The organism is Pseudomonas sp. GM48 (assembly GCF_000282335.1).
Lineage (GTDB): Bacteria > Pseudomonadota > Gammaproteobacteria > Pseudomonadales > Pseudomonadaceae > Aquipseudomonas.
Genome location: NZ_AKJM01000182.1, coordinates 1 through 25003 on the forward strand (window position 1 = coordinate 1; position 25003 = coordinate 25003).

The following is a 25003-nucleotide window of genomic DNA, read 5'->3' on the forward strand; positions in this document are numbered from 1 at the left end:
CTAAGTTCCATGGTTACCTCTTTTTTGAACAGTGAATCAAAGACAGTCTTAGCGCGGCTTAATTAAAATTTTCCGTTGCCGACTGCAGTTAAGATCCAGCTGTTTCTATTGATTAATCTTGCGGCGTTACGCTGCCAAGATAATAGCGATTTTTTCGAATGAATTTTTAATCATTCGATCGTGTCCATTTTCAGGTAATAAAAAACCTCATTCGCACCTGGTGCAATATGAGGTTTAACTTCCGCTTCTGGGGTCAGGTGAAGGGCAGAGCCCGTGTTACCTGCTGCGTATTCTGAACGAAAAAATCCGATTCCGTTCATTTTTTGATCAACTCTGCCGACCAACGGCAGTGTCTTGGCTCGTCGCTCATTGCCAGCTTGGGCAGTGCAGCCCGCACCATTACTGGCTTTCCGGCGAGTCGGGAGGCAGATGTGAGCGCCGTCGATTTTTTCGTCTTTTTTTCAAATTCCATGGGGGAAATCGGGGGGAAACAAGCCGGTCAGCCAAAAAAAAATCCTTGGCGGGGTTAACAAGCCAGGTCAAAACACTGCCAATTGCACCTCGAAAAAGCACATTCGTGGCATTGCCATGGGGGAGTCCTCAGCTAAAAAATGTCTCTGCGATTGATTCCTCGGGGAAACGAGCCTCAACGTTCCTTCTCGCTGCGTTCCTGCTGTTTCGTGGCCAGCGGTCTTTGGTGGAGGCCGCGACCGGTTGAATCCACAGCCAAAATTTAAGCTGATATCATTCAGAAACTTACAGGCTGAGTAGAAAAGTATGAACCGTCGTAAAAAAATAAAGCAGTTGTTAAAGGCTCACGCCAAAAAGGCCAGTGCCAAATTGGCACCGCAAAACAAGTCTAAGTACATTAGTAAGGCTGACCGATTGAAGCTGGCTGCTGAATCCAGTCACGACTCAATCATTTCCTCTGAGGCGATTGCTGAGCGGGTGCCAGGCAACAAGTGATTGCCGAGGAAATCGTACAGATCGTCGCCTGCCTCATAAAAGCTCAGAGTGCGAAACCCGCTGCATGAGCAAGATGCCCTTCCTGCGCTCCAGCGATCAGGTGCAATGGGATGTTTTGCGGTGCTTCAATGGACGGTACCTCGATGCTTCCTACGATCTGGAGGTGTCGCTGGCTCAGTTCGGTTGATTCTTCTGCGTTTTTCTTAGCCATTCTCGCGTGGTTCATTGCGATTTCGTTGAGCGTTGACACGTTACATCTCCCGGTGACTGACCAAGCGTATCGCTGGAGTCCTTAAACAATAATTGAATGGCTGCTGCGTCAGAATTATGTCGTTCCCGCGCCGCTACGCGCGATCTGTGCAATCCTCAAGCCACGGATACGCGGGAATTCCTCGTCGGGTTTTCATAAGCGACGAATGGCGGGCGACTCCAGGTAATTGCCCGGATTCTTTGCCATTCAGGCGTAAACTAGTGGTGCTGCCTCACCAAAAGGAGCCGCCTATGAACGTTGAGCAAATCAGCAAGCAGGCATCTGTGGACAAGGCTGTCTGGGATCAATACTTCTGCGCTGCATTGATTGCCGAAAGCAATTTGACTGCCCCGGTTGTTGGCGGGGCTACTCACGAAGACAGGCAGAACCTGTTGATCGAGAGGGCCAAAACCCTTGCTGACAAAATGATGGAAAACCGGAAGTAACCAGAGCCCAGCCGTCGCGCTGGGCTCTTTACATATGGGGGAATGCACTGATGCTGGCGATGTGCGCAACGCGGGTCAAGCGATCAGCTCTACCTTGCCGGTTGCCAGGCGATAAACACCTCCCACGATCTTCAGCGTGCCTTTGCTCTGCGCATCAGTCAGCAATGGCGAAGCATGTTTCAGGCTGTTGACCGAGTTTTTGACGTTCTGCACCGTAGCGTTTTCCATCAAGCTTCCGGGCTGCTTGAGTACTGCCTCGACTGCTGATTTAAGTGCGTCAGTCAGTTTCGGGATATGGCCGGGGAAAATCGTCTGATCCTTGACGGCCTTGATACCTGCCTCGATGGCGCCGCAGCTCTCATGTCCAAGTACGAGAATCAGTGGAGCGCCAAGAACGGCAACCCCGTATTCAAGGCTGGCCAAACCTTCCGGGGTAACGAAGTTACCCGCGACGCGGATGGAGAAAAGATCGCCTCGCGCAGTGTCAAACGCATACTCCGGAGCGATGCGCGAGTCGGAGCAGCTGAGTACGGCCACGAACGGATTTTGACCGGTCACCAAGGCTTCTCGCTCGGCCTTGAAATCGTGAGTCGTGGAACTACCGCTTACATATCGTTCATTGCCCTCTATCAGTCTTTTCAAAGCCATTTCGGGACTGATTACGTTTTGAGGTTTTGGTGGGGCCGATGCTTTTTCAGCTGCCTGGATGATCTTGCCGGGCAGTGTGCCGGTCAGCAGCAGGGCGCCTGCGCTCAGTCCGGCAAATTGAAGAAAACGACGACGACCCGTTGTGTTTGAAGCAGAGCTTGAATCACATGATTCACACATGATTTTGTTTACTCAGTTCAATGCGGTGAGAGTGAGTTGCTGTTGGGGCTGGTACTGCCACGGACGCTCAATGCCAACGCAGTGGAGTCTAGTTGGTCTGTCATATTGTGTTCCGGGCATTGTCCGAAGATGCCGTGCAAGCAGCCATTTCATGGGCTACTACTGACAGGCTCATCCAACTTCGACCTGGCAGGAGTTTTTCGATGCTGACTCACTGGCTTCTAGCGGCGGTTCATCTTTTGGCGGTTGTCTTGGGATTGTGGGCGGTGCTGACGCGAGGCACGGCTTTTCGGCGTTTGGCCGACGGGGCAGGAGAGGTGCGTAGTGTTCTGGTTGCGGACAATATCTGGGGTGTTTCTGCTGTCGTCTTATTGATCAGTGGGGGGATGCGCGCCTTTGGCGGGTACGAAAAAGGCACGGACTATTACCTGCATCAGCCGCTGTTCCATCTGAAGATGACGCTGTTCGTCCTGATCTTGCTGCTGGAAATTGCACCCATGGTGACGTTGATCAAATGGCGGATCGCGCTGGGCCGGAAAGTCGCTGTCGATACCGGCCGTGCGAAGCTGTTTGCACGGATCAGTCATGTCGAGGCGCTGCTGGTGCTGTTGATGGTGGTGGCGGCGACGGGTATGGCGCGTGGCGTGATGTTCGGTTAACCACGGGGCGAATGCGTCCTTCCTTGGGGCAAACCAGAAACGTCTGACAGCCAGAGCATTGAGCTTGCCGCTAGTATCGATCCCTGGAGGTTTGGTTAAGCAAGCGGAGGCGATGCGATGCCGAATCTTTAGCCAGCCGTGATTCCGGACTGAACGGGCTGGCTACTGACTGCAGCAGAATTCAGGATTGCGGCTTTTCGGGGGCGGTCAGGCCGGCCTGAATACGCTGATAAATTTCTTCACGATGCACTGCAACGTCCTTCGGAGCGTTGATGCCGATCCTGACTTGCTGGCCGCTTACGCCCAGGATGGTGATCGTAATGTCATCACCAATATTTATGCTTTCACCGACTTTGCGGGTGAGTATCAGCATGGTCTTCTCCTTGATTGCTTAGTGGGGCACCTGTTTCGGACAGTGCAGAGGTCGGTGGTATGTATAGATTAGTGCGAAGTCTCACGGTTTGGGTGCCTCTTTCTGACGTGCAGATGTGGCATTAATTCCCAAGGCGTAACTATACAGAGGCCGCCATCATCATTCTCGTTGTTTTGAGCCCATTTTACGGCACTCGCGAAGTATTCATGGATGTTAAAATCGCCGCTTTAGGCATTTAGAGGGAAACGGCGTGCGCAAAATGGTTTTGGTAATCGCAGTATTGGCGCTGGTGGGATGTGGCGAGGGCAACAGTGTGGATGCGCCGAAGCCTAAACCGGCCGTGGCTGCCGCGCCTGCGCCAGTGTCCGGCCCGCAGTGGGATCTCGAAGTGCGAGGTGAAACCCCTCAAGCGGTCAGCGATCTCAGTGGCTGGCTGATCGAGCACAGCTTCATGTCCAGCGTCGTCAAGGAAAATGGCAATACCCGAATCCTGATGGGGCCGTTCAATTCAAAAGCCGAGGCCGAAGCCAAGCAGGACGAAGTCCGTGCAGCGCTCACTCGCTCGAAGAAACAGAATATCGAATTACTGGTGCTTGAGCGTCCGGCCGCTTAATAACGTTCTGTAGCGCAGACGTTGAATGAAGAAACAAAAAAGCCTCGGGTGTTTAGCCCCGAGGCCTTGTTTGTTTCAAGTGTTGCCTGGATTCAGCCGCAGGCCTTCATGTCTACCGGGCCGACAAACTCGTTGCCGTGCCCCATGACGCACCCCACGCTCTGGTTGCGTTGACGCTCCCAGGCCTGTACCGGATAGGTTTTGTCCCAGGCTTCGTAGAGTTGCCGATCCTGTTTCGACAGGCGCAAGCCGTACTGCTTGCTCATGTAGAAGTAGGTCCGGGCGATCATGCCGCGAATGGAAGGGCGGGGCATGACTTTCTTGGCCTTGAAGTCGATCTGGGTCAGGCACGAACCATATTGCCCCGACTGCTCGGGCAACCAGCCAAAGCTGAAGTTGCTGCGATCGCCATTGACCTCGCCAATGCTGGGCACCAGGTTGTGCAGATCGGCCTCGGCCTTCTGGTAAACCGGGTCGTAGCGGGTGCAATTCTTGCGACCACCTTCTTGCCAGCACTGGCGCTGATGGCCGATCTGCCAGGCCGGGACGATATGCTCCCATTCGATGCGGGAGGCGCGCTTGGCATTTTTACGTGGCACATAACCGCAGGCAGCAAGGTCCACCCGGTTGCCGGTGTACTTGCAGCCGCAGTAAAACTCGGTGGACTGAGGTGCATACAGCTTCCACGCAACCTTCTTCGCTTCGGTAAAGGTGCGGGGGGCGTCGGCTTGCGCGCCCATGACAAAAAACAGAAACAACAAAGCAAACCAGCGGACACTCATCGACTCAATCTTCCTTCGGCAAAACCCAGAAAATCTGCACGCCGCCATCGTCGCGATAGGCGAGGGTGACGTTGTCGTTTTCGTCGATTTCTTCCAGCAAGCGTTCCCATTCATCCACTGGCTCGTCGGGAAGGCGGAAGATCAGCGCCGCCCTGGTCTTTTGTGCGGTGGGAGAGTTGATGATTTTCTGAACGCGCAGGCCCATGCGTACATAGGTGTCGGGAGAGGCAGAGTTGGTGTCCACGGGATTATCCTTATTAAGCTGTACGTGCATACAGTATTTAACTGTAGGACATTTCGCAACTGCTTAAAAATCAAGAAAATCCTCTGACAGCGGTTTGTTGCATTTGGTGTAAGGCGAAGGGAGTTTTTTTGTCAGATCAAGCGGCAGCCACTCGCCAGGAATGGTGAGTGGCATGCGTGGTGCCCGACCGGACCCGGTCGGGCGAGGGTGGATCAGTATTCCCAGAACATCCGTTGCAGCTCTTTGCTGTCATTGGTTTTGGTCAGTGCGACCATCGCCAGGATCCGGGCCTTTTGCGGGTTCAGGTCATGGGCCACGACCCAGTCGTATTTATCGTCAGGCTGTTCGGCATTGCGCAATACAAAGCCGCCGGCGTTGACATGGGAGGAGCGAATGATCTGCACGCCATCCTTGCGCAGGGCTTGCAGGGTTGGCACCACTCGCGACGATACCGAGCCATTGCCGGTGCCTGCGTGGATGATGGCTTTCGCGCCTGACTGAACCAGGGCCTTGTAGGCGGTATCGCTGACGTTGCCGTAGGAGTAGGCGATCTCGACGTCAGGCAGGCTCTTGATGGTTTTGATGTCGAATTCGGAATCCATGGTGTGGCGCTTGGCTGGCAAGCGGAACCAGTAGGATTTGCCTTCTACCACCATGCCCAGCGGACCCCAGGCACTTTTAAACGCTTCGGTCTTGATGTTGATCATTTTGCTGACATCGCGACCCGACTGGATTTCATCGTTCATGGTCACCAGCACGCCTTTGCCCCGCGCATCTTTGCTGCTGGCCACGGCCACCGCGTTGTACAGGTTCAGCATGCCATCGGCGGACATCGCGGTACCTGGGCGCATGGAGCCCACGACGATGATCGGCTTCTCGGTTTTTTCCACCAGGTTCAGGAAGTACGCCGTTTCTTCCAGGGTGTCAGTGCCGTGGGTGATCACGATGCCATCAACGTCTTTGCTGTCTGCCAGCTCGGCTACGCGGCGGCCCAGTTGCAGCAGGTTTTCGTTGGTGATGCTCTCGGAGGCAATTTGCATGACCTGTTCGCCGCGAACGTTAGCCAATTGGCTCAGTTCTGGAACGCCGGCGATCAACTGTTCAATGCCGACTTTCGCTGCTTGATAGGTCGCGCTGTTGGCGGCGCTGGCGCCCGCGCCGGCGATGGTGCCGCCGGTGGCCAGGATCACCACGTTGGCCAGTTTCTGTTGGGTTTCGGCTTCTTTGGCCTGAAGGGCGGTGGGCAGAAGCAGCAGGAGGGCCAATGCGCCCGGAATAAAGGTCTTGAGTGCAGATGTCATTATTTTTCTCTTCTAGTTGTGAGACGGTGCTGATGCAAGTTCATCTAGATACGCCCCGGGCGAATCTGAACGCCGGGGGTGCGAGGTGAAGAGCAGGATCCGTACCAGTAATACTCTGAATCGAAAAACACGCTTAACTTAATGATTTGTAACGGTATTGCTGTTTGTGTCGGGGGCGATTCCGGGGTCGGGGCATCCGGATTGCCGAACATGTTTAGCTTTTGCGTTCGGCTAACCGAAATGGATTGCAGCCATGTTTAATATTTCAACGCGTCAAATTCTCAGTAACGACTAAAGAAACGCGCTCGTCGGTCGATGCTCCTTCAAGGGATCTTTTCTTCAGGAGTTCACATGTCGTTATCCGTTGGTTTTCCAAATGCCGCCGGCATCACAATCGGTGGCAAATCGGCCGCCACCATTCGTGCCTTGAGCGACGCGACAGCTGATGCCACTACTCAATCGCCGGCTGCACAGGAAAGCGACGGTGCCCAGGTCAAAACGGGCCCGGTAGGGCTGGGAGAAAGTGCCGGCGCACAGGCCGAATCGGAAACCAGTGATAACACCAGCGTTGCAGTGAAGGTCTTGCTCAAGCGTCTGAAGGAACTGCAACAGCAATTGCGTGAGCAACAGCAGCAACTGGCGCAAGCCCAGGCGGCGTCCTATCCGACTCCGGAAGCCAAGACCACCGCGGTGGCGGCCATTCAGGGGCAGGTTGCTGAAACAAACGGCGCCATCCTGCAAGTGAGCGCGAGTCTGATCAAAGAGCTGACCAAGGGTTCTGGCACGGGATCAGTGGTCAACACCACGGCATGATTTGAATGCCGTTTTATCGCCCGGCATCTCTGAAAGCGTTTTTTCGGTCGTTGACAAATACCGGCAGGATTCGCATAGTTTGGCTCTCGCAAACGTTTGCGCGGCTCCAGTGATGACTCTACGTCGCAGGGCCGTGAAGCTTACGTCAGCGCAAATGTTGCTCACAATAATCATAAGATCGGAGTGAACCCATGAAGCTGCCATTCGCTGGACGTCTTCTCGCTGTCGCTATGCTGGCTGCCGCATCCGCTGTACTGCCTGTCTCTTCGGCCTTTGCTGAAAGCGCTGAAAAACCGAAGGTCGCACTGGTCATGAAATCCCTGGCCAACGAGTTCTTCCTGACAATGGAAGACGGCGCCAAGGCCTACCAGAAAGATCACTCCGGCGAATTCGACCTCATCTCCAACGGCATCAAGGATGAAACCGACACCGCCGGCCAGACACGCATCGTCGAGCAGATGATCCTGGCCAAGGTCAATGCACTGGTGATTGCGCCGGCAGACTCCAAGGCCATGGTTCCGGTGATCAAGAAAGCCATCGATGCCGGTATCACTGTGATCAACATCGACAATCAATTGGACCCCGCCGTCGTCAAAAGCAAAAACATCAATGTTCCGTTCGTAGGCCCGGACAACCGCAAGGGCGCACGGCTGGTCGGCGACTACCTGGCCAAGCAGCTGAAGGCGGGTGATGAAGTCGGCATCATCGAAGGTGTGTCCACCACCACCAATGCCCAGCAGCGGACTGCGGGTTTCAAGGATGCGATGGAGGCGGCGCAGATCAAGGTCGTGTCCCTGCAATCCGGTGACTGGGAGATCGACAAAGGTAACAAGGTGGCCGCGTCGATTCTCAGTGAATACCCGCAAACCAAGGCCCTGTTGGCCGGCAACGACAGCATGGCGGTCGGTGCGGTGTCTGCCGTGCGCGCTGCGGGCAAGGCCGGCAAGGTGCAAGTGGTCGGCTACGACAACATCAATGCCATCCAGCCAATGCTCAAGGATGGTCGCGTGCTGGCCACGGCGGACCAGTTCGCGGCCAGGCAGGCGGTGTTCGGCATCGAGACTGCACTGGAAATTCTCAAGGGTGGAAAGGTCGACAGCGGCGCCAATGGCGTGATCGAAACTCCGGTAGAACTGGTCACCAAGTAACCTTCTGGCGACGCAACGGCGCTCGTCCAGCCGGACGGGCGCGTGGAGAGTTTTTATGTCCGCTTGCGCTACGAACGCTGTCCTCTCGGTCAGCGGCATCGGTAAGACCTACGCCCAACCGGTGTTGACCGGCATCGACCTGACGCTCATGCGCGGTGAAGTGCTGGCATTGACCGGTGAGAATGGCGCAGGCAAAAGCACGCTGTCGAAGATTATTGGCGGGCTGGTCACGCCGACCACCGGCCAGATGCGGTTTCAGGGGCAGGACTATCGCCCGGGTAGCCGGTCTCAGGCTGAAGCGCTGGGTATCCGCATGGTCATGCAGGAGCTCAATCTGCTGCCAACCTTGTCGGTGGCGGAGAACCTGTTTCTTCACAACTTGCCCAACAACGGCGGCTGGATCAACCGCAAGCAGTTGCGCAAGGCTGCCATCGAGGCCATGGCTCAGGTCGGGCTCGACGCCATTGACCCGGACACCCTGGTTGGCGAATTGGGCATCGGCCACCAGCAAATGGTCGAGATCGCCCGCAACCTGATTGGCGATTGTCATGTGCTGATTCTCGATGAGCCGACCGCGATGCTCACTGCACGTGAAGTCGAAATGCTGTTCGAGCAAATCACCCGCCTGCAGTCTCGTGGCGTATCGATCATCTACATTTCCCATCGCCTCGAAGAGCTGGCGCGGGTCGCGCAGCGCATTGCCGTGCTGCGCGATGGCAACCTGGTTTGTGTCGAGCCGATGGCCAACTACAACAGCGAGCAACTGGTTAACTTGATGGTCGGGCGCGAACTCGGCGAACACATCGATATGGGGGCGCGCAAGATCGGCGCTCCGATGTTGACGGTCAAGGGGCTGACCCGTTCCGACAAGGTTCACGACGTCTCGTTCGAAGTCCGTGCCGGCGAGATTTTCGGGATTTCCGGTTTGATCGGCGCGGGGCGCACCGAGTTGCTGCGTCTGGTCTTCGGTGCCGATATCGCCGACAGCGGTACGATTGCCCTGGGCTCGCCGGCGCAGGTCGTCAGCATCCGTTCGCCAGTGGATGCGGTGGGGCATGGCATCGCGTTGATCACTGAAGATCGCAAGGGCGAAGGCCTTTTGTTGACGCAGTCGATCGGCGCCAATATCGCCTTGGGCAATATGCCCGGCATCTCCAGCGCTGGCTTTGTCGACAACGATGACGAGAACGCTCTGGCCCAGCGTCAGATCGACGCCATGCGTATCCGCAGCTCCGGTCCGGCACAGCGGGTGTCCGAGCTGTCCGGTGGTAATCAGCAAAAAGTTGTCATCGGGCGCTGGCTGGAGCGTGATTGCTCGGTACTGCTGTTCGACGAGCCGACCCGTGGCATCGACGTCGGCGCCAAGTTCGATATCTACAACCTGCTCGGTGAATTGACCCGCAAGGGCAAGGCGCTGGTGGTGGTTTCCAGCGACTTGCGCGAGCTGATGCTGATCTGCGACCGGATCGGTGTGCTGTCGGCAGGAAGCCTGATCGATACGTTCGATCGCGACAGCTGGACCCAGGATGAATTGCTCGCCGCGGCTTTCGCCGGCTACCAAAAACGTGATGCGCAGCTCTTTGAAGCCGCGACTAGGGATCTTCCATGAAAACCGCTACTTTCGCCGGCACACGCAATGGCAACTTCTACGGCCTGGGCACCTATCTGGGCCTGGCAGGTGCCTTGTTGGCGATGATCGTGCTGTTCTCGGTGCTGAGCAGTCATTTCCTGTCCTACGACACGTTCAGCACCCTGGCCAACCAGATTCCGGACTTGATGGTGTTGGCGGTCGGCATGACCTTTGTGTTGATCATCGGTGGCATCGACCTGTCGGTAGGCTCGGTGCTGGCGCTGGCAGCCTCGACCGTCAGTGTGGCGATTCTTGGCTGGGGCTGGGGCGTTCTGCCTGCGGCGCTGCTCGGTATGGCTATCGCGGCGCTCGCAGGTACCATCACCGGCTCGATCACGGTGGCGTGGCGGATACCGTCGTTCATCGTGTCCCTGGGGGTGCTGGAAATGGCTCGCGGGGTGGCGTACCAGATGACCGGTTCGCGTACTGCCTACATCGGCGATGCGTTCGCCTGGTTATCCAACCCGATCGCCTTCGGCATTTCACCGTCGTTCATCATTGCGGTGCTGATCATTTTCATCGCCCAGGCCGTGTTGACCCGCACGGTGTTCGGGCGCTACCTGATCGGTATCGGCACCAATGAAGAGGCTGTGCGGCTGGCGGGGATCAATCCGAAGCCGTACAAAATCCTGGTCTTCAGCCTGATGGGATTGTTGGCCGGTATTGCTGCGTTGTTCCAGATTTCTCGCCTGGAGGCCGCGGACCCGAATGCCGGTTCCGGTCTTGAGTTGCAAGTGATAGCGGCCGTCGTGATCGGCGGGACCAGCCTGATGGGCGGGCGCGGTTCGGTGATCAGCACGTTTTTTGGTGTCTTGATTATTTCCGTACTGGCCGCGGGGCTGGCGCAAATCGGGGCAACCGAACCGACCAAGCGCATCATTACCGGCGCGGTGATCGTGGTCGCGGTGGTGCTGGACACCTATCGCAGTCAACGCGCAAGCCGGCGGACCTGAATCATGGCAACTATCAAAGATGTGGCAGCCCTTGCCGGCATTTCCTACACCACGGTTTCCCATGTGGTGAACAGGACTCGTCCGGTCAGTGACGAAGTCCGGATCAAGGTCGAGGCGGCGATCAAAACCCTCGACTATGTCCCCAGTGCCGTGGCCCGCTCACTCAAGGCCAAAACCACGGCGACCATCGGCCTGTTGGTACCCAACAACCTCAACCCGTATTTCGCCGAATTGGCCCGGGGTATCGAGGATTACTGCGAGCGAAACGGTTACTGCGTCATCCTGTGCAACTCCGACGACAATCCGGACAAGCAGCGCAGCTACCTGCGTGTGCTGCTGGAAAAACGCATCGACGGCCTGATTGTCGCCTCGGCCGGTGGCGACAGTAGCCTGGCACAAGGCCTGAAAGGCGTCCGCACACCCATGGTGATCGTCGACCGTGGACTGGACGGTGTCGATGCGGACCTGGTGCGCATCGACCATGAATACGGTGCGTATCTAGCGACCCGGCACCTGTTGGAGTTGGGGCACCGGGATATCGCCACGATCAGCGGGCCGGAAAACACCAGTGTGGCGCAGATGCGTCTGGCGGGATATTGCCGGGCCTTGAAAGAGGCGGGCGTCGAAGTCTCTCCCGAGCGCATGTTGGCAAGTGATTTCACCAGCACCGGCGGTTACAGCGCTGCCGCGGTTTTACTGGAAAGCAATCCGCCTAGCGCCATTTTTGCGGCCAACGACATGATCGGCATCGGCGTGCTACGGGCCGCCGCCGAGCGCAATATTCGCGTGCCGAGCGAGTTGTCGGTGATCGGCTTCGACGATATCCAGATGAGTCGGTATGTCTATCCGTCATTGACCACGGTCGGGCAATCGATCCTGCAACTCGGCGAAATGGCCGCCGAAGTGCTTTTACGGCGAATCGCCACGCCAGACCTGATGACCGATCAGCGAATCGTGACGCCGAGTATTGTCATCCGTGAATCGACGGCGCCACTGGCCGGCGTGTTTGCCCAGTGTCGTTGAAAACAGAGAGCCGTTGAAAACAGAGAGCCGCTGAACCCACAGCGCCGCCGAAACAGAATCGATGAGTAGCAATGTATGCCAGCAAAAGTAGTGGTGATAGGCAGTTTGAACATGGACCTGGTGACCCGGGCGCCGCGCTTGCCCAAGGGCGGTGAAACGTTGATTGGCGAGTCGTTTGCCACTGTCTCCGGCGGCAAGGGCGCCAATCAGGCCGTGGCTGCGGCGCGGCTCGGAGCCCAGGTGTCGATGATCGGCTGCGTGGGCAATGACGCCTATGGTGAGGCGCTGCGCGGGGCGCTGTTGGTCGAGCAGATCGATTGCCAGGCGGTGAGCACCATTGACGGTTCCAGCGGCGTGGCGTTGATTGTGGTCGACGACAACAGTCAGAACACAATCGTGATCGTCCCCGGTGCCAACGGTGCATTGACCGTTGAAGCCATCGACCGTTTTGATTCGGTGATACAAGCGGCAGACGTGCTCATCTGTCAGCTGGAAGTGCCCGATGCCTCTGTTGGTCATGCACTCAAGCGCGGTCGCGAACTGGGCAAGACGGTCATCCTCAACCCGGCACCGGCCAGCCGTCCGCTGCCATCGGACTGGTACGCGTCTATCGATTACCTGATTCCCAACGAGAGCGAAGCATCGGCCCTGAGCGGTCTGTCGGTGGACTCCCTGGAAACCGCGCAAGCCGCGGCGACCCGTCTGGTTGCCATGGGCGCCGGCAAGGTGATCATCACGCTTGGAGCACAAGGCTTGCTGTTTGCCAGTGGCCAGCGCTTCGAACATTTCCCTGCGACCGCCGTAAAGGCTGTCGACACCACGGCGGCCGGCGATACGTTCGTGGGCGGTTTCGCGGCGGCGCTGGCCGCGGGTCAAGATGAGGCGCAGGCGATCCGCTTCGGGCAGGTGGCTGCGGCGCTGTCGGTCACCCGTGCCGGTGCGCAACCTTCGATTCCCGCCTTGAGCGATGTACAGGCGTTTAAAGTCCCATGAAAAAAACACCACTGCTCAACATTGCACTGTCGCGACTGATCGCCTCATTGGGGCATGGCGACATGGTCGTCATCGGGGATGCCGGCTTGCCGGTTCCTCCAGGCGTTGAGTTGATCGACCTGGCCCTGACCCATGGCATTCCGGATTTTGTCAGCACCTTGAAGGTCGTGCTCAGCGAGATGCAGGTTGAAAACCATGTGCTGGCTCAGGAGATTTTCGATAAAAAGCCGTCGGCCCTGATCGCACTGAATGAGCTGGACGGCGAAGGCGTCTTGGGTCGGCGTGAGTTGCTCACGCATGACCAGTTCAAAGTCCTGAGCCGACAGGCAAGGGCGATTGTTCGTACGGGCGAGTGCCAGCCGTACTGCAACATTGTGCTGGTCGCCGGGGTTACGTTTTGACTGGCGATCCACATTTTGATTGCCCATGCACAAGGAGTGCGCCAAGTATCGCTATGCTCAGAAATTGCACCAACTGCTCGGGAGTCTGCTGCTTTTGTCCCTGATTACCACAACGACTGCCCAGGTGGCGGAAAAGATCGACTTGATCATCGACACCGATCCGGGGGCTGACGACGTCGTTGCCCTGTTGTTCGCCCTGGCGTCGCCGGACGAGCTGAATGTCCGGGCATTGACCACCGTTGCGGGCAACGTCCGTCTGGACAAGACCTCACGCAATGCGCGATTGGCCCGTGAGTGGGCTGGGCGCGAAGAGGTTCCGGTGTATGCGGGGGCGCCGAAGCCCTTGATGCGCGCACCCGTCTACGCCGAGGACATTCATGGCAAGGAAGGGTTGTCGGGCATTGCCGTGCATGAGCCCAGGGAAGGCCTGGCCAAGGGCAGCGCCATCACTTATCTGATCGAAACCCTGAAATCGGCCAAGCCCCACAGCATAACCATCGCCATGCTTGGCCCGCAGACCAATCTGGCCCTGGCGCTGATCCAGGAGCCGGATATCATCCGGGGCATCAAGGAAGTGGTGGTCATGGGCGGCGCACACTTCAATGGCGGCAACATTACGCCGGTGGCCGAGTTCAACCTGTTCGCCGATCCGCAAGCTGCTGAAGTGGTACTCAAGAGTGGCGTGAAGCTGACCTACCTGCCGCTGGATGTGACCCACAAGATCCTTACCAGTGAGGCGCGCCTGAAACAAATTGCTGCATTGAACAACAATGCCAGCCGTCTGGTGGGCGACATTCTCAATGAATACATCAAGGGCGACATGGAGCACTATGGCATTCCGGGCGGCCCGGTGCATGACGCCACGGTCGTCGCTTACCTGCTCAAGCCGCAGTTGTTCAGCGGTCGCTCGGTCAACGTGGTGGTCGACAGCCGCGAAGGCCCGACCTTTGGACAGACCATCGTCGACTGGTATGACGGCTTGAAAGCGCCAAAGAATGCCTTCTGGGTTGAAAGCGGCGATGCCCAAGGCTTCTTCGATCTGCTGACCGAGCGTCTGGCCCGTCTGAAATAAGCGTCATGTCCCGCAGGTGCCTGTCTGCGGGTTTCACTCCCGTGCGCTAAGCGCTTCGGCCTTTTGGTCTGACAGATGTTTCTCGAAAATCTGCTCGATGAAAGATTGGGCGGCTTCGGTTCCGAGATCCCTGACCAGAAGGTCGATACCGATGATGGCGAGCTCTTCCGTGCTGCCTGGACTGTAGGAGCTGTGGCCGTCTTGCCACTTGGCCTTGATGTCAGCGTCGATGCTTACGGTGGTCATGATGGCACTCGTGAAGTCGGGGAAGTCTGAGTGCCGAGTTAACCATTTTGCGGGGCTTTTGACACGTCGACTTAGGCATGAAAAGAGGGCTGTGCGACACTTGGTCTCTGTCGAATTTACAAGGAGCACGCTGTGCAGATCGATTTGAACTCCCCGGATGGCCTGACCCTTGAGGCGGTGCGTCAGTTGCTGGCCAGCGCCAGTGACGATGAGCACACTCAGTTGCGGGTCACTAAAGGAGGCATTGCCTATATCTCCTCGGGTGTCGTGGGCGGTACCGATATCGACGGCTTGCTGTTTCGACTTGAAACCTGGGCCAAGGGCTCCGGTTATGTCGGGCGGGTCGCGGCCAGCGATGAAGTTTGGGTCATGCAAATTTTCAATGCCTTGAAGGAGAACTGGCCAAATCCTCCTTACGACTACATCGACGTCTATTGAGCGTCGTTCATATTCAGTCACGATTGAGTGGTTAAGGGGAGGGCGATGCTCAGGCAAAATCGCGGCTCGTCCGGATCGCGGGCGGGGTGCTAGCACTGCCTGCCTGTGAAACCAAACGCCAGTCTGGTTGTCGCACGATCTCAGCTTAATCATTGAAATAAGGAGGCTTCATGCCTTGGAAGCTCGCGTCATTGGGTACTTTGTTGGCCGTTGCCACGCTGGCCGGTTGCAGCACTACCTCAACGGAGTCGGCAGCAGTTGATGTTGCGACGACTGACACGGGTCACAGCCGCTGTGAAGCGAAGGCTGCCGAGTTCACCATCGGCAAACAGGCATCGCCGCAACTGCTTGAGCAGGCGCGTACCCGCGCAGGGGCACAGAGCGCAAGGTTCCTGCTGCCAACCGATATGGTGACGCTGGAGTATCGCTCCGACCGTCTGAACCTGAACACCGATGCCAGCCGGGTGGTCACCCGCGTCAATTGCGGCTGATCGTTCGGCTTTTGTTTCACCCATAAAAAACCCCGTCACATGGACGGGGTTTTTTTAGTGCGCCTGGAAATTACTCTGGGCGAACTTGAGCAGCTTGCATACCCTTTTGGCCTTTCTCAGCCACGAAGGAAACAGTCTGGCCTTCTTTCAGGCTTTTGAAACCGTCGCTTTCGATAGCTTTGAAGTGTACGAACAGGTCGTCACCGCCACCTTGAGGAGTGATGAAGCCGAAGCCTTTTTCATCGTTGAACCATTTAACGGTGCCGGTTTGGCGATTAGACATGGTGTATCTCCAAGAAACATATATTTTCAGTAGTACTGTGCTGCTCAGGCCAACTGGGCACACCCGAGTATCATAGTCGAAATGTTCGGTTTGGGAGCCCCCCAGACGCGTCGTTTGCTTTCATATTGCACGTCTTTCACCGCCAAGAATGGCTGTGAGCCCCGGTTTCAGGGGGTTTGCGCTGCAAAATAGGGGGTTAAAAAAACCCGTAAAAGCTGCGTAAATTATGTGAATCAGCCGATATTTGGCTGTTTTAGGCCCCCGGATTACTCAAAAAACGTCCTGCGCGGCTCTATTTCTGGACTCTGCACACCGAGATTTCTTTCAGGGCGCGCTGGCTCAATTCAGGGCCAGGTGGATTGTTTTTGTCCATCAACTGCGCGATTTCTTGAGTGGTGAATTTCTTTTCCAGCACGTCGGCGCCACATGCACAGTGCTTTTTCGCTTCGGCCGGGTTAATACTTTGGCTGGCAGCTGTTGTGCAGTCGCCCATGTACTGCGCTTTCACGCCCGCTGGCCAGGCAGCGTGGGCGCTCAGGGGCAGCAGCAAGGCTAGCGGGGCAGCGATAGCAAAAAGACGGATAAGGTGCATGACAGGAACTCCTTGGGGTCGATATCTGGGGCGATTCTCAGTCAATTTGAGGCGGCTCGTATATCTCAAGTTCACTCTGTGCCATAAAAGTGAGGAAATCTTCACTGTCTGAATGCGTGCAAGTCGACAACCGTTCATCTGTGCTAGCATGCCTCGCTCGGGCGTTTGCAGGCTCCGACGGACCTTCAGTCCCGGTAGCGGCAAATGCACGATTAACCCTGATTTGAATCCCAGTCACTCTGGTTCGGTTTCCCGGTTGGCCGCAAGGCTCCTGCCGCTGTAAGGCAGGCGTTCGTCATTGAATGGCCTGGACCGGATCTTGTACTGGCTCATCCCAACCCACGTGACCTTTGGTAGGGGTCACCACTAGGAGAGGAGGCGCCATGCCAACTATTACTCTTCCCGACGGCAGTCAACGTTCATTCGATCACCCGGTTTCCGTAGCCGAGGTCGCCGCATCCATCGGTGCAGGCCTGGCCAAGGCCACCGTTGCCGGCAAGGTCAATGGCAAGCTGGTCGACGCCAGCGACATCATCGACAGCGATGCGTCGCTGCAAATCATCACGCCAAAGGATGAAGAGGGGCTGGAGATCATTCGCCACTCTTGCGCCCACCTGGTTGGCCACGCGGTCAAGCAGTTGTACCCGACCGCCAAAATGGTCATCGGCCCGGTCATCGACGAAGGTTTCTATTACGACATCGCCTTCGAACGTCCTTTCACCCCGGACGACCTGGCGGCCATCGAACAGCGCATGCAGCAGCTGATCGAGAAAGATTACGACGTGATCAAGAAAGTCACTCCGCGCGCCGAAGTGATCGAAGTGTTCAAGGCTCGTGGCGAAGACTACAAGTTGCGCCTGGTCGAAGACATGCCGAACGAGCAGGCCATGGGTCTGTACTATCACGAAGAATACGTCGACATGTGCCGCGGTCCGCACGTGCCGAACACCCGCTTCCTGAAATCCTTCAAGTTGACCAAGCTGTCCGGCGCCTACTGGCGCGGTGATGCCAAGAACGAGCAATTGCAGCGCGTTTACGGCACCGCATGGGCGGACAAGAAGCAGCTGGCGGCTTACATCCAGCGCATCGAAGAAGCCGAAAAGCGCGATCACCGCAAGATCGGCAAGCGCCTGGGCCTGTTCCACACCCAGGAAGAGTCGCCGGGCATGGTGTTCTGGCACCCGAATGGCTGGACTTTGTACCAGGTGCTCGAGCAGTACATGCGCAAGGTTCAGCGTGATAACGGCTATCTCGAAATCAAGACGCCGCAAGTCGTTGACCGCAGCCTGTGGGAGAAATCCGGGCACTGGGCCAACTACGCCGACAACATGTTCACCACCCAGTCGGAAAACCGCGACTACGCAATCAAGCCAATGAACTGCCCTTGCCACGTGCAGGTGTTCAACCAGGGCCTGAAAAGCTACCGCGAGTTGCCGATGCGCCTGGCCGAGTTCGGTGCGTGCCACCGTAACGAGCCATCGGGTGCCTTGCACGGCATCATGCGCGTGCGCGCATTCACCCAGGACGACGCCCACATCTTCTGCACCGAAGAGCAGATGCAGGCCGAGTCCGCTGCGTTTATCAAGCTGACCATGGACGTCTACGCCGATTTCGGCTTTAAAGATGTCGAAATGAAGCTGTCCACTCGTCCGGAAAAACGCGTCGGTTCCGACGAGCTTTGGGATCGCGCCGAAGCAGCACTGGCCGCGGCCCTTGATAGCGCGGGCCTGCCGTACGATCTGCAGCCGGGCGAGGGTGCGTTCTACGGTCCGAAGATCGAGTTCTCGCTGAAAGATTGCCTCGGTCGCGTCTGGCAGTGTGGTACCCTGCAGCTCGATTTTAACCTGCCTGTGCGTCTGGGAGCCGAATACGTCTCCGAAGACAACAGCCGCAAGCACCCGGTGATGTTGCACCGGGCGATCCTGGGCTCCTTCGAGCGTTTCGTCGGAATCCTGATCGAGCACTACGAGGGAGCATTCCCGGCGTGGCTGGCTCCGACCCAGGCAGTGGTGATGAATATCACTGATAAACAGGCTGATTTTGCCGCCGAAGTGGAAAAAACTCTCAACGAAAGCGGGTTTCGTGCCAAGTCTGACTTGAGAAATGAAAAGATCGGCTTTAAAATCCGCGAGCATACTTTGCTCAAGGTTCCTTATCTCTTGGTTATCGGAGATCGGGAAGTCGAGATGCAGACTGTCGCTGTGCGTACTCGTGAAGGTGCTGACCTGGGCTCGATGCCCGTCGCCCAGTTCGCTGAGTTCCTCGCCCAAGCGGTTTCCCGGCGTGGTCGCCAAGATTCGGAGTAATTATTATTAAGCGTGAAATGAGACAAGATAAACGAACTGCACCGAAAGCCCCGATCAACGAGAATATCTCGGCACGCGAGGTTCGGTTAATTGGGGCTGAGGGTGAACAGCTCGGGATTGTGTCAATCGAAGACGCGCTTCTTAAGGCTGAAGAGGCCAAGCTGGATCTGGTGGAGATTTCCGCCGATGCAGTACCACCTGTTTGCAAACTGATGGACTACGGCAAATCGATCTTCGAAAAGAAGAAGCAGATTGCTGCGGCCAAGAAAAACCAGAAGCAGATTCAGGTTAAAGAAATCAAGTTTCGTCCAGGGACGGAGGAAGGGGATTACCAGGTAAAACTGCGCAACCTGGTACGTTTCCTGAGTGACGGGGACAGGGCCAAGGTATCCTTGCGATTCCGCGGCCGTGAGATGGCCCACCAGGAGCTGGGGATGGAACTCCTCAAGCGAGTTGAAGGTGACTTGCTCGAGTACGGTTCGGTCGAACAGCATCCTAAGATGGAAGGACGCCAGCTGATCATGGTCATCGCCCCGAAAAAGAAGAAGTAATCAACAGGGCACGGCAGGCCTTCTGATTATGTTTATCAACTGAATGCGGAGTATCCGAACATGCCAAAAATGAAGACCAAAAGTGGTGCTGCTAAGCGGTTTCTGAAAACTGCTAACGGTATCAAGCACAAGCACGCTTTCAAGAGCCACATCCTGACCAAAATGTCGACCAAGCGTAAGCGTCAACTGCGCGGTAGCAGCTTGCTGCATCCGTCTGACGTGGCAAAAGTCGAGCGCATGCTGCGCCTTCGTTAATTTTAGTCAAGAATAGAGGAAGTAACTCATGGCTCGTGTAAAGCGTGGCGTCATTGCCCGTAAGCGTCACAAAAAAATTCTGAAACTTGCTAAAGGCTACTACGGCGCACGCTCCCGCGTATTCCGTGTTGCCAAGCAAGCGGTAATCAAGGCAGGCCAATACGCCTACCGTGACCGTCGTCAGAAAAAACGTCAGTTCCGCGCTCTGTGGATCGCTCGTATCAACGCTGGTGCTCGTATCAACGGTCTGTCCTACAGCCGTTTCATCGCCGGCCTGAAAAAAGCGTCCATCGAGATCGACCGTAAGGTTCTGGCTGATCTGGCAGTGAACGAAAAAGCGGCGTTTGCTGCGATTGTCGAGAAAGCTAAAGCCACCTTGGCTTAAGTACCCCCGACAGTCACCCGGCCTCGCATCTGTGGGGTCAGGTGTTAAACGTCATAAATAGGGGAAGAGCCTTCAAGCTCTTCCCCTATTTTGTATCTGGAGTCTGTACATGGAAAACCTGGATGCGCTCGTCTCTCAAGCACTAGAGGCTGTGCAAAGCGCTGAAGATATCAATGCCCTGGAGCAAATCCGGGTTCACTACCTTGGCAAGAAGGGTGAGTTGACTCAGGTGATGAAGACCCTGGGGAATTTACCGGCAGAAGAGCGCCCGCAGGTCGGTGCGCTGATCAACGTTGCCAAGGAGCGTGTCACAGAGGTCCTTAATGCGCGCAAGGCATTGTTTGAAGAAGCCGATCTGGCTGCCAAACTCTCTGCCGAGTCCATTGACGTGACCCTGCCTGGCCGTGGTCAGACCTCCGGTGGTCTGCATCCGGTTACCCGCACTCTGGAACGCGTCGAACAATTCTTCACCCGTATTGGCTACGGCATCGCCGAAGGCCCTGAGGTCGAAGACGATTATCACAACTTCGAAGCGCTCAACATCCCAGGCCATCACCCGGCCCGGTCGATGCATGACACCTTCTATTTCAATGCGAACATGCTGTTGCGCACCCATACCTCGCCGGTACAGGTCCGCACCATGGAGTCGAAGCAGCCGCCGATCCGCATCGTCTGCCCAGGCCGCGTATACCGCAGCGACTCCGATATCACCCACTCGCCGATGTTCCACCAGGTCGAAGGCCTGCTGGTCGATCGCGACATCAATTTCGCCGACCTCAAAGGCACCATCGAAGAGTTCCTGCGGGTGTTCTTCGAAAAAGAGCTGGCCGTGCGTTTCCGTCCATCGTACTTCCCGTTCACTGAGCCATCCGCCGAAGTCGACATGGAATGCGTGATGTGCAGCGGTAAAGGCTGCCGCGTCTGCAAGCAGACCGGATGGCTGGAAGTGATGGGCTGCGGCATGGTTCACCCGAACGTGCTGCGCATGTCCGGCATCGACCCGGAAGAGTTCTCGGGCTTTGCCTTCGGCATGGGCGTTGAGCGTCTGGCCATGCTGCGTTACGGCGTGAACGACTTGCGTCTGTTCTTCGACAACGACTTGCGGTTCCTCGCGCAATTTCGCTAGTCGTAACGAATTCTTAGGAGAGCAGGATGAAATTCAGTGAACAATGGCTGCGTGGCTGGGTTAGCCCGCAGGTAAGTCGCGACGAGCTGGTTGCTCGTCTGTCGATGGCCGGTCTTGAGGTCGATAGCGTTACGCCGGCCGCCGGTGTTTTCAGTGGCGTGGTAGTTGGCGAGGTGCTGAGCACCGAACAGCACCCGGACGCTGACAAGCTGCGCGTATGCCAGGTCAGCAACGGTTCGGAAACCTTCCAGGTTGTTTGCGGAGCACCAAACGTGCGCCCGGGCCTGAAAATTCCTTTCGCCATGATTGGTGCCGAGCTGCCTGGCGACTTCAAGATCAAGAAAGCCAAGCTGCGTGGCGTTGAGTCCAACGGCATGCTGTGCTCGCAATCCGAGCTGCAGGTCGGTGAAGGTAATGACGGTCTGATGGAGCTGCCGGCCGATGCGCCGGTGGGCGAAGATTTCCGCGTTTATCTGGATCTGGAAGACGCCAGCATCGAGGTCGACCTGACGCCGAACCGCGGTGACTGCCTGTCCCTGGCCGGTCTGGCCCGTGAAGTCGGCGCGCTGTATGCCGCTCCGGTCACCCGTCCGGTAGTGGCTTCGGTTCCTGCCGCGCACGACGAAGTGCGTTCAGTAGAAGTACTGGCGCCGGCCGCGTGCCCACGTTATCTGGGTCGTGTGATTCGTAACGTCGACCTGTCCAGGCCCACGCCGCTGTGGATGGTCGAGCGTCTGCGTCGTGCAGAGGTGCGCAGTATCGATGCTGCCGTCGACATCACCAACTACGTGATGCTGGAGCTGGGTCAGCCGCTGCACGCCTTCGATCTCGCCGAAATCAACGGCGGCATCCGTGTGCGTATGGCCGAAGAGGGCGAGAAGCTGGTTCTGCTTGACGGTCAGGAAGTCAGCCTGCGTAGCGATACGCTGGTGATTGCCGACCATTCCCGAGCGCTGGCAATTGCCGGTGTCATGGGTGGCGAGCACAGCGGTGTTTCCGCGACCACACGTGATGTGTTCCTTGAAAGCGCCTTCTTCGACCAGATCGCCGTAGCAGGCAAGGCTCGCTCCTATGGTCTGCACACCGATGCATCGCATCGCTATGAGCGTGGTGTGGATTGGCAACTGGCCCGTGAAGCCATGGAGCGCGCGACTGGCTTGCTGCTGGAAATCACCGGTGGCGAAGCGGGTCCGATCATCGAAGCCGTCAGCGAGCAGCATCTGCCGAAAATTGCTCCGATTACCCTGCGTGCCCAGCGCATTACCCAAATGCTGGGTATGGAAATGGATTCCGCTGAAGTGGAGCGTCTGCTCAATGCTTTGGGCCTGTCCATTACTGCTGACGGGGCAGGGCAGTGGCGTGTAGAAGTGCCAAGCCATCGCTTCGATATCAGCCTGGAAGTCGACCTGATCGAAGAACTCGCACGCCTGTACGGCTACAACCGTTTGCCGGTTCGTTATCCGCAAGCGCGTCTGGCGCCGCAAGCCAAGGCAGAAGCCCGTAGCGATCTGCCTGAACTGCGCCGCCTGCTGGTTGCCCGTGGTTATCAGGAAGCAATTACCTACAGCTTCATCGATCCGAAACAGTTCGAGCTGTTTAATCCGGGTGTAGAGCCGTTGCTGCTTGCCAATCCGATCTCCAATGACATGGCTGCGATGCGTTCGTCCTTGTGGCCGGGTCTGGTCAAGGCGCTTCAGCACAACCTGAATCGTCAGCAGGACCGCGTGCGCCTGTTCGAAAGCGGCCTGCGTTTCGTTGGTCAGCTTGAAGGCCTGAAGCAAGAGCCGATGTTGGCGGGTGTCGTTTGCGGTAGTCGTTTGCCGGAAGGTTGGGCGCAGGGTCGCGATACTGTCGACTTCTTCGACGTCAAGGCAGACGTCGAAGCTGTTCTGGGTTTTGCCGGTGCACTGGACTCCTTCACTTTCGTGCCGGGCAAGCACCCAGCGCTGCACCCGGGTCAAACTGCGCGCATCGAGCGTGAAGGTCGCCTGGTCGGCTTCATTGGCGCTATCCATCCTGAACTGTCGAAAACCCTCGGTCTCGACCGTCCGGTCTTCGTCTTCGAACTGGTTCTGGCGGAAGTCGCGTCGGGCAAAATGCCTGAATTCCACGAGTTATCGCGCTTTCCTGAAGTGCGTCGTGACCTTGCACTGATCGCGGACAAAAACGTTGCAGCCACGGCTGTACTGGACGTAATCCGTGAAAATGCAGGCGAATGGCTGACAGACCTCAGGCTATTTGACGTGTATCAGGGTAAAGGCATTGATCCTGATAGAAAAAGCCTCGCAGTCGGCTTGACCTGGCAGCATCCATCGCGCACTCTTAATGACGATGAGGTGAATACCGCAACGCAAAACATCCTCACCTCGCTCGAACAAAGGTTGAACGCCACGTTAAGGAAGTGACGTATGGGGGCTCTGACGAAAGCTGAAATGGCGGAACGTCTGTATGAAGAGCTGGGCCTGAACAAACGGGAGGCCAAGGAATTGGTCGAACTGTTTTTTGAAGAAATCAGGCACGCTCTTGAAGACAACGAACAAGTCAAATTGTCCGGTTTCGGCAATTTCGACCTTCGGGACAAGCGCCAGCGGCCCGGCCGCAATCCGAAAACGGGGGAAGAAATCCCGATCACGGCTCGCCGTGTGGTCACCTTTCGTCCAGGGCAGAAGTTGAAGGCCCGAGTTGAGGCTTATGCTGGAACCAAGTCATAACGACGAGCTCCCCGTCATCCCGGGCAAACGCTACTTCACCATTGGTGAAGTTAGCGAGCTGTGTGCGGTAAAACCACACGTGCTGCGCTACTGGGAGCAGGAGTTTCCTCAACTCAACCCTGTCAAACGCCGCGGAAACCGCCGGTATTATCAGCGCCAGGACGTGCTGATGATTCGGCAGATCCGCGCGCTTCTTTATGATCAGGGGTTCACCATCGGCGGGGCGCGCCTGCGCTTGTCCGGCGATGAAGCCAAAGACGACACCACCCAATACAAGCAAATGATCCGCCAGATGATCGCCGAGCTCGAAGATGTTCTGGTGGTGCTGAAGAAATAAATTCCTGCTTTTAAATACTTCCAGTTTTCAAAAGCTTGCGATATATTCTTGAGCGTTCCTCGAGATGAGGAACAGGTTTCACGCCTAGTCGGGGCGTAGCGCAGTCCGGTAGCGCACTAGCATGGGGTGCTAGGGGTCGAGTGTTCGAATCACTCCGTCCCGACCATATAATTCAAGGGGTTGCGAGATTTTATCTCGCGACCCCTTTTTATTTTTGGTCGTTTTTACCCCTACAAAACGGCTGGCTTTCGGTGGAATCCTCACCTCTTGGGGAGGAAAGGGGCGCAAGATTTCGGTGTGCCAATGCCCCCCCCAGGAAGTTTGGTGATGGAGGGCAGAGATGGACCTAGTTGGCGGCTCATCAGGCAGTCGGAGGGAATCTGGTGGTGGAAGCCAGTCGCAACGCCGCCATGTTGGCCAACGTGCTCGACGGACTGGAGCAAGCCAATTCTGCGTTGCGGCGCGTGGTCATCTATTAGGGCTTCAAAATTTACGGCTCCCACCTTGGGGCATGGTTCGCACGCCTGCACGGGAGAGCGATGCGGGGCATACGCCACCGAACCTGTACGTCGCTCAGGAAGCCCAACTGAGAAAGCGTGCCGAGCATAGCCGTTGGGATTATGTGGCGTTGCATCCTGATCTCATAGTCGGGGATATCTACGGCAACCCGATGAATATTGCGATGGTCATCAGTGTCTTCGCCGAGCTGTCCCATGCGCTAAGTATCCCGATGCGATTCCCCGGCACCGATTAGGCCTACGGCCAGCTACTGCAATTCACGGGCGCC

The 25003-nt window shown here is 56.8% G+C and carries 33 protein-coding genes and 1 tRNA gene; 24 read left to right on the plus strand and 10 right to left on the minus strand.

Features of this window, described 5'->3' with window-relative positions; translation table 11 throughout:
• Positions 1-316 precede the first annotated feature (316 nt).
• A complete protein-coding gene (locus tag PMI28_RS30645) occupies positions 317-472 on the minus strand; it encodes a hypothetical protein (RefSeq protein WP_157395796.1) in 156 nt (51 codons plus the stop codon).
• Between the two features lie 305 nt (positions 473-777).
• Between PMI28_RS30645 and PMI28_RS01555 the strand changes: the two genes are divergently transcribed.
• Positions 778-966 carry a DUF2986 domain-containing protein gene (locus tag PMI28_RS01555; RefSeq protein WP_007992446.1) on the plus strand — a complete coding sequence of 63 codons (189 nt, stop codon included), beginning with the start codon at positions 778-780 and terminating at the stop codon, positions 964-966.
• Between the two features lie 43 nt (positions 967-1009).
• Here the strand turns inward: PMI28_RS01555 and PMI28_RS30165 are convergent, their stop codons facing one another.
• A complete protein-coding gene (locus tag PMI28_RS30165; RefSeq protein ID WP_081501479.1) occupies positions 1010-1216 on the minus strand; it encodes a hypothetical protein in 207 nt (68 codons plus the stop codon).
• 251 nt (positions 1217-1467) lie between these two features.
• On the opposite strand from PMI28_RS30165, the gene PMI28_RS01550 reads away from it, so the two are divergent.
• Positions 1468-1662 carry a hypothetical protein gene (locus PMI28_RS01550; protein ID WP_007992447.1) on the plus strand — a complete coding sequence of 65 codons (195 nt, stop codon included), beginning with the start codon at positions 1468-1470 and terminating at the stop codon, positions 1660-1662.
• 75 nt (positions 1663-1737) lie between these two features.
• On the opposite strand, the gene PMI28_RS01545 is transcribed toward PMI28_RS01550, so the two are convergent.
• On the minus strand, positions 1738-2490 hold the full coding sequence (locus PMI28_RS01545) for a carbonic anhydrase (protein ID WP_007992448.1): 753 nt from the start codon (positions 2488-2490) through the stop codon (positions 1738-1740).
• Positions 2491-2693: 203 nt separating this feature from the next.
• On the opposite strand from PMI28_RS01545, the gene PMI28_RS01540 reads away from it, so the two are divergent.
• The gene (locus tag PMI28_RS01540) at positions 2694-3149 is read left to right on the plus strand and encodes a DUF2214 family protein (RefSeq protein ID WP_007992449.1); all 456 of its coding nucleotides are present in this window, start codon (positions 2694-2696) and stop codon (positions 3147-3149) included.
• A gap of 181 nt (positions 3150-3330) precedes the next feature.
• Here the strand turns inward: PMI28_RS01540 and csrA are convergent, their stop codons facing one another.
• Complete coding sequence (gene csrA / locus PMI28_RS01535; protein WP_007975691.1) at positions 3331-3522, minus strand: carbon storage regulator CsrA; 192 nt, start codon at positions 3520-3522, stop codon at positions 3331-3333.
• Between the two features lie 250 nt (positions 3523-3772).
• Here csrA and PMI28_RS01530 point away from each other — a divergent pair, with 250 nt between their 5' ends.
• Positions 3773-4135 carry an SPOR domain-containing protein gene (locus PMI28_RS01530; protein WP_007992450.1) on the plus strand — a complete coding sequence of 121 codons (363 nt, stop codon included), beginning with the start codon at positions 3773-3775 and terminating at the stop codon, positions 4133-4135.
• 92 nt (positions 4136-4227) lie between these two features.
• On the opposite strand, the gene PMI28_RS01525 is transcribed toward PMI28_RS01530, so the two are convergent.
• From PMI28_RS01525 to PMI28_RS01515, 3 genes are all read right to left on the minus strand, one after another.
• Positions 4228-4917 carry an endonuclease gene (locus PMI28_RS01525; RefSeq protein ID WP_007992451.1) on the minus strand — a complete coding sequence of 230 codons (690 nt, stop codon included), beginning with the start codon at positions 4915-4917 and terminating at the stop codon, positions 4228-4230.
• Between the two features lie 4 nt (positions 4918-4921).
• On the minus strand, positions 4922-5191 hold the full coding sequence (locus tag PMI28_RS01520; RefSeq protein WP_050548714.1) for a DUF1654 domain-containing protein: 270 nt from the start codon (positions 5189-5191) through the stop codon (positions 4922-4924).
• A 182-nt stretch (positions 5192-5373) separates the two neighbouring features.
• Complete coding sequence (locus PMI28_RS01515) at positions 5374-6462, minus strand: asparaginase (protein WP_007992455.1); 1089 nt, start codon at positions 6460-6462, stop codon at positions 5374-5376.
• Positions 6463-6813: 351 nt separating this feature from the next.
• On the opposite strand from PMI28_RS01515, the gene PMI28_RS01510 reads away from it, so the two are divergent.
• From PMI28_RS01510 to PMI28_RS01475, 8 genes are all read left to right on the plus strand, one after another.
• Positions 6814-7275, plus strand: a complete 462-nt coding sequence (locus PMI28_RS01510) for a hypothetical protein (RefSeq protein ID WP_007992456.1) — start codon at positions 6814-6816, stop codon at positions 7273-7275.
• A gap of 191 nt (positions 7276-7466) precedes the next feature.
• The gene (locus PMI28_RS01505; RefSeq protein ID WP_007992459.1) at positions 7467-8423 is read left to right on the plus strand and encodes a sugar ABC transporter substrate-binding protein; all 957 of its coding nucleotides are present in this window, start codon (positions 7467-7469) and stop codon (positions 8421-8423) included.
• A 55-nt stretch (positions 8424-8478) separates the two neighbouring features.
• Positions 8479-10032: a sugar ABC transporter ATP-binding protein gene (locus tag PMI28_RS01500; protein ID WP_007992460.1), complete on the plus strand. Its 1554-nt coding sequence runs from the start codon at positions 8479-8481 to the stop codon at positions 10030-10032.
• Positions 10029-11006: an ABC transporter permease gene (locus PMI28_RS01495; RefSeq protein WP_007992462.1), complete on the plus strand. Its 978-nt coding sequence runs from the start codon at positions 10029-10031 to the stop codon at positions 11004-11006. Before PMI28_RS01500 ends, PMI28_RS01495 begins: the two co-directional genes overlap by 4 nt.
• A 3-nt stretch (positions 11007-11009) precedes the next feature.
• Positions 11010-12029, plus strand: a complete 1020-nt coding sequence (locus PMI28_RS01490; protein WP_007992463.1) for a LacI family DNA-binding transcriptional regulator — start codon at positions 11010-11012, stop codon at positions 12027-12029.
• A gap of 75 nt (positions 12030-12104) precedes the next feature.
• Positions 12105-13022 (plus strand): ribokinase, encoded by a 918-nt coding sequence (gene rbsK, locus PMI28_RS01485; protein WP_007992464.1) that lies wholly within the window; start codon positions 12105-12107, stop codon positions 13020-13022.
• The gene (gene rbsD, locus PMI28_RS01480; protein WP_007992465.1) at positions 13019-13423 is read left to right on the plus strand and encodes a D-ribose pyranase; all 405 of its coding nucleotides are present in this window, start codon (positions 13019-13021) and stop codon (positions 13421-13423) included. The genes rbsK and rbsD overlap by 4 nt, the downstream gene beginning before the upstream one ends.
• A 25-nt stretch (positions 13424-13448) precedes the next feature.
• The gene (locus PMI28_RS01475; protein ID WP_007992466.1) at positions 13449-14495 is read left to right on the plus strand and encodes a nucleoside hydrolase; all 1047 of its coding nucleotides are present in this window, start codon (positions 13449-13451) and stop codon (positions 14493-14495) included.
• 33 nt (positions 14496-14528) lie between these two features.
• Here the strand turns inward: PMI28_RS01475 and PMI28_RS01470 are convergent, their stop codons facing one another.
• Positions 14529-14741, minus strand: coding sequence for a hypothetical protein (locus PMI28_RS01470; RefSeq protein ID WP_007992467.1), 213 nt, complete (start codon positions 14739-14741; stop codon positions 14529-14531).
• Between the two features lie 132 nt (positions 14742-14873).
• Between PMI28_RS01470 and PMI28_RS01465 the strand changes: the two genes are divergently transcribed.
• On the plus strand, positions 14874-15179 hold the full coding sequence (locus PMI28_RS01465; RefSeq protein ID WP_007992468.1) for a hypothetical protein: 306 nt from the start codon (positions 14874-14876) through the stop codon (positions 15177-15179).
• Between the two features lie 170 nt (positions 15180-15349).
• Positions 15350-15670: an I78 family peptidase inhibitor gene (locus PMI28_RS01460; RefSeq protein ID WP_007992470.1), complete on the plus strand. Its 321-nt coding sequence runs from the start codon at positions 15350-15352 to the stop codon at positions 15668-15670.
• A gap of 70 nt (positions 15671-15740) precedes the next feature.
• Here the strand turns inward: PMI28_RS01460 and PMI28_RS01455 are convergent, their stop codons facing one another.
• Together PMI28_RS01455 and PMI28_RS01450 are read right to left on the minus strand one after the other, a co-directional pair.
• Positions 15741-15953: a cold-shock protein gene (locus PMI28_RS01455; protein WP_003179963.1), complete on the minus strand. Its 213-nt coding sequence runs from the start codon at positions 15951-15953 to the stop codon at positions 15741-15743.
• Positions 15954-16245: 292 nt separating this feature from the next.
• The gene (locus PMI28_RS01450) at positions 16246-16545 is read right to left on the minus strand and encodes a hypothetical protein (protein ID WP_007992471.1); all 300 of its coding nucleotides are present in this window, start codon (positions 16543-16545) and stop codon (positions 16246-16248) included.
• 383 nt (positions 16546-16928) lie between these two features.
• Between PMI28_RS01450 and thrS the strand changes: the two genes are divergently transcribed.
• The 10 genes from thrS (at position 16929) to PMI28_RS30835 (ending at position 24970) form a co-directional block, all read left to right on the plus strand.
• The gene (gene thrS, locus PMI28_RS01445; protein WP_007992473.1) at positions 16929-18851 is read left to right on the plus strand and encodes a threonine--tRNA ligase; all 1923 of its coding nucleotides are present in this window, start codon (positions 16929-16931) and stop codon (positions 18849-18851) included.
• Positions 18851-19402 carry a translation initiation factor IF-3 gene (gene infC / locus PMI28_RS0128975; protein ID WP_172435703.1) on the plus strand — a complete coding sequence of 184 codons (552 nt, stop codon included), beginning with the start codon at positions 18851-18853 and terminating at the stop codon, positions 19400-19402. Before thrS ends, infC begins: the two co-directional genes overlap by 1 nt.
• A 60-nt stretch (positions 19403-19462) precedes the next feature.
• Positions 19463-19657 carry a 50S ribosomal protein L35 gene (gene rpmI / locus PMI28_RS0128980; protein ID WP_002553160.1) on the plus strand — a complete coding sequence of 65 codons (195 nt, stop codon included), beginning with the start codon at positions 19463-19465 and terminating at the stop codon, positions 19655-19657.
• A 28-nt stretch (positions 19658-19685) separates the two neighbouring features.
• A complete protein-coding gene (rplT, locus tag PMI28_RS01440; protein WP_007905879.1) occupies positions 19686-20042 on the plus strand; it encodes a 50S ribosomal protein L20 in 357 nt (118 codons plus the stop codon).
• A gap of 109 nt (positions 20043-20151) precedes the next feature.
• A complete protein-coding gene (pheS, locus tag PMI28_RS01435) occupies positions 20152-21168 on the plus strand; it encodes a phenylalanine--tRNA ligase subunit alpha (protein WP_007992477.1) in 1017 nt (338 codons plus the stop codon).
• A 26-nt stretch (positions 21169-21194) separates the two neighbouring features.
• A complete protein-coding gene (gene pheT, locus PMI28_RS01430; RefSeq protein WP_007992478.1) occupies positions 21195-23573 on the plus strand; it encodes a phenylalanine--tRNA ligase subunit beta in 2379 nt (792 codons plus the stop codon).
• Between the two features lie 3 nt (positions 23574-23576).
• The gene (gene ihfA / locus PMI28_RS01425) at positions 23577-23879 is read left to right on the plus strand and encodes an integration host factor subunit alpha (protein WP_002553164.1); all 303 of its coding nucleotides are present in this window, start codon (positions 23577-23579) and stop codon (positions 23877-23879) included.
• Positions 23860-24216 (plus strand): MerR family transcriptional regulator, encoded by a 357-nt coding sequence (locus PMI28_RS01420; protein ID WP_003179985.1) that lies wholly within the window; start codon positions 23860-23862, stop codon positions 24214-24216. The genes ihfA and PMI28_RS01420 overlap by 20 nt, the downstream gene beginning before the upstream one ends.
• A gap of 89 nt (positions 24217-24305) precedes the next feature.
• Positions 24306-24382, plus strand: a tRNA-Pro gene (locus PMI28_RS01415).
• 345 nt (positions 24383-24727) lie between these two features.
• Entirely contained in the window at positions 24728-24970 is a 243-nt protein-coding gene (locus tag PMI28_RS30835; RefSeq protein ID WP_007992479.1) for a hypothetical protein, read from the plus strand.
• Positions 24971-25003 lie beyond the last annotated feature (33 nt).

What these genes read in the sequence shown, in the direction of transcription:
- rpmI (WP_002553160.1), top strand. Translation starts at nt 19,463, where the DNA reads ATGCCAAAAATGAAGACCAAAAGTGGTGCTGCTAAGCGGTTTCTGAAA.
- PMI28_RS01550 (WP_007992447.1), top strand. Translation starts at nt 1,468, where the DNA reads ATGAACGTTGAGCAAATCAGCAAGCAGGCATCTGTGGACAAGGCTGTC.
- ihfA (WP_002553164.1), top strand. Translation starts at nt 23,577, where the DNA reads ATGGGGGCTCTGACGAAAGCTGAAATGGCGGAACGTCTGTATGAAGAG.
- PMI28_RS01525 (WP_007992451.1), bottom strand. Translation starts at nt 4,917, where the DNA reads ATGAGTGTCCGCTGGTTTGCTTTGTTGTTTCTGTTTTTTGTCATGGGC.
- PMI28_RS01470 (WP_007992467.1), bottom strand. Translation starts at nt 14,741, where the DNA reads ATGACCACCGTAAGCATCGACGCTGACATCAAGGCCAAGTGGCAAGAC.
- PMI28_RS01450 (WP_007992471.1), bottom strand. Translation starts at nt 16,545, where the DNA reads ATGCACCTTATCCGTCTTTTTGCTATCGCTGCCCCGCTAGCCTTGCTG.
- pheT (WP_007992478.1), top strand. Translation starts at nt 21,195, where the DNA reads ATGAAATTCAGTGAACAATGGCTGCGTGGCTGGGTTAGCCCGCAGGTA.
- PMI28_RS01455 (WP_003179963.1), bottom strand. Translation starts at nt 15,953, where the DNA reads ATGTCTAATCGCCAAACCGGCACCGTTAAATGGTTCAACGATGAAAAA.
- PMI28_RS01515 (WP_007992455.1), bottom strand. Translation starts at nt 6,462, where the DNA reads ATGACATCTGCACTCAAGACCTTTATTCCGGGCGCATTGGCCCTCCTG.
- PMI28_RS01475 (WP_007992466.1), top strand. Translation starts at nt 13,449, where the DNA reads ATGCACAAGGAGTGCGCCAAGTATCGCTATGCTCAGAAATTGCACCAA.
- PMI28_RS01545 (WP_007992448.1), bottom strand. Translation starts at nt 2,490, where the DNA reads ATGTGTGAATCATGTGATTCAAGCTCTGCTTCAAACACAACGGGTCGT.
- PMI28_RS01490 (WP_007992463.1), top strand. Translation starts at nt 11,010, where the DNA reads ATGGCAACTATCAAAGATGTGGCAGCCCTTGCCGGCATTTCCTACACC.
- PMI28_RS01520 (WP_050548714.1), bottom strand. Translation starts at nt 5,191, where the DNA reads ATGCACGTACAGCTTAATAAGGATAATCCCGTGGACACCAACTCTGCC.
- PMI28_RS01555 (WP_007992446.1), top strand. Translation starts at nt 778, where the DNA reads ATGAACCGTCGTAAAAAAATAAAGCAGTTGTTAAAGGCTCACGCCAAA.
- rplT (WP_007905879.1), top strand. Translation starts at nt 19,686, where the DNA reads ATGGCTCGTGTAAAGCGTGGCGTCATTGCCCGTAAGCGTCACAAAAAA.
- PMI28_RS30835 (WP_007992479.1), top strand. Translation starts at nt 24,728, where the DNA reads ATGGTTCGCACGCCTGCACGGGAGAGCGATGCGGGGCATACGCCACCG.
- rbsK (WP_007992464.1), top strand. Translation starts at nt 12,105, where the DNA reads ATGCCAGCAAAAGTAGTGGTGATAGGCAGTTTGAACATGGACCTGGTG.
- PMI28_RS01510 (WP_007992456.1), top strand. Translation starts at nt 6,814, where the DNA reads ATGTCGTTATCCGTTGGTTTTCCAAATGCCGCCGGCATCACAATCGGT.
- PMI28_RS01500 (WP_007992460.1), top strand. Translation starts at nt 8,479, where the DNA reads ATGTCCGCTTGCGCTACGAACGCTGTCCTCTCGGTCAGCGGCATCGGT.
- pheS (WP_007992477.1), top strand. Translation starts at nt 20,152, where the DNA reads ATGGAAAACCTGGATGCGCTCGTCTCTCAAGCACTAGAGGCTGTGCAA.
- PMI28_RS01460 (WP_007992470.1), top strand. Translation starts at nt 15,350, where the DNA reads ATGCCTTGGAAGCTCGCGTCATTGGGTACTTTGTTGGCCGTTGCCACG.
- csrA (WP_007975691.1), bottom strand. Translation starts at nt 3,522, where the DNA reads ATGCTGATACTCACCCGCAAAGTCGGTGAAAGCATAAATATTGGTGAT.
- PMI28_RS01495 (WP_007992462.1), top strand. Translation starts at nt 10,029, where the DNA reads ATGAAAACCGCTACTTTCGCCGGCACACGCAATGGCAACTTCTACGGC.
- PMI28_RS30645 (WP_157395796.1), bottom strand. Translation starts at nt 472, where the DNA reads ATGGAATTTGAAAAAAAGACGAAAAAATCGACGGCGCTCACATCTGCC.
- rbsD (WP_007992465.1), top strand. Translation starts at nt 13,019, where the DNA reads ATGAAAAAAACACCACTGCTCAACATTGCACTGTCGCGACTGATCGCC.
- thrS (WP_007992473.1), top strand. Translation starts at nt 16,929, where the DNA reads ATGCCAACTATTACTCTTCCCGACGGCAGTCAACGTTCATTCGATCAC.
- PMI28_RS01505 (WP_007992459.1), top strand. Translation starts at nt 7,467, where the DNA reads ATGAAGCTGCCATTCGCTGGACGTCTTCTCGCTGTCGCTATGCTGGCT.
- PMI28_RS01420 (WP_003179985.1), top strand. Translation starts at nt 23,860, where the DNA reads ATGCTGGAACCAAGTCATAACGACGAGCTCCCCGTCATCCCGGGCAAA.
- PMI28_RS01540 (WP_007992449.1), top strand. Translation starts at nt 2,694, where the DNA reads ATGCTGACTCACTGGCTTCTAGCGGCGGTTCATCTTTTGGCGGTTGTC.